We start from the raw sequence: 1,084 nt of genomic DNA on the forward strand, positions 1-1,084 counted from the left end.
TAGGCTGGTCAGGTGGTTAGAAGTACAAGCCCCTGGCTTTAGACATGGGGTTGGTTTCTACGGAGTCCCTGACGGATGGCGAGAGATTGGTTTGAATTGTCAGGATTTGCAGATGTCAAGGCTAGGGGAACGCGATCGCCCTCACCCCAGGAATGGATGCCCCAGGAACTCCTGTGCGTATTTTCCGGGTTGCGATCGCCGCTGTGCTTTCCGCTTTGTCGCTCTTGCGCTGCGATCGATGGAACTTCCTTTCCCTCCGATTCGCCTCACGGATGGCTTTACGGTAAAACCCGCACTATCTGGATTTCTCCGATTTCCACAAAAACCCACATTTTCCTTCGCTCCACACGAATAGCTTGATGTTTAGGTTAGATCTGGATGCGCCTTGGGGCAAGATGGAGAACCCAACATTTGGTTTCTCTTTTCCCCTTTTTCCGACCCAAGGGGTGGGGAGAATCACCCCTGCGCCCCCCATAGAAAAATACCCTAGGGGGTAGAGAACCCTAGGGGGCTGGGGGGGTACAGTAATTTTTGATTTCATTGACTAATGCATTGGCATCCTCGGCGGTTGCTTCTACTTCGTCGATCGCCTTGTCTACCTTGATTCTTGCCGCTTTCATTTTTTGCAGCCCTTCGGGATTGGGCTGCAAGTCACTGATTTCGTTGAGCAACCCACTGGTGTCTCGAAAGGCTTGGCTAAAGCGATCGTAGATGTTGATAAAGCGGCTTTGAAACCCGATGAGGGTTTCGTCGGTGAGTTTAACCGCCTGTAGTTCTTCACTGACCGTATCGAGGGCGTCAGCTTTTGCCTCCCCCGCCTCGGGATCTACATCGAAGGAGTTGACCAGTTGGCTGCCTTTGTTGATTGCGCTACTCAGTCGGCGGCATTGGGTGGTGGTACTCGGGGCGCAACTGGCCAATAGCAGGGCCACTAAGGCGCTGAGGGGCACAATTGGATAAAATTGACGAAATCTGTACATTAACCTACGGCGATCGCGAGAATCGCATGTCATCGAAAATTAGGGGTTGGTAAGGGGGGCGAATGGAAACCCCTGTCATTTATGTATGGGGAGGAATTCGCCCC

Annotated in this window: 2 protein-coding genes; one reads left to right on the top strand and one right to left on the bottom strand. The window is 52.4% G+C overall.

Annotation, left to right across the window (positions count from 1 at the left end; translation table 11 throughout):
* Nucleotides 1-75: 75 nt before the first annotated feature.
* Nucleotides 76-360: a hypothetical protein gene (locus AC0QH1_RS19485; RefSeq protein WP_324632947.1), complete on the top strand. Its 285-nt coding sequence runs from the start codon at nt 76-78 to the stop codon at nt 358-360.
* A gap of 143 nt (nt 361-503) precedes the next feature.
* On the opposite strand, the gene AC0QH1_RS19490 is transcribed toward AC0QH1_RS19485, so the two are convergent.
* On the bottom strand, nt 504-1,013 hold the full coding sequence (locus tag AC0QH1_RS19490; RefSeq protein ID WP_324632948.1) for a hypothetical protein: 510 nt from the start codon (nt 1,011-1,013) through the stop codon (nt 504-506).
* Nucleotides 1,014-1,084 lie beyond the last annotated feature (71 nt).

Source organism: Phormidium sp. CCY1219, assembly GCF_055795085.1.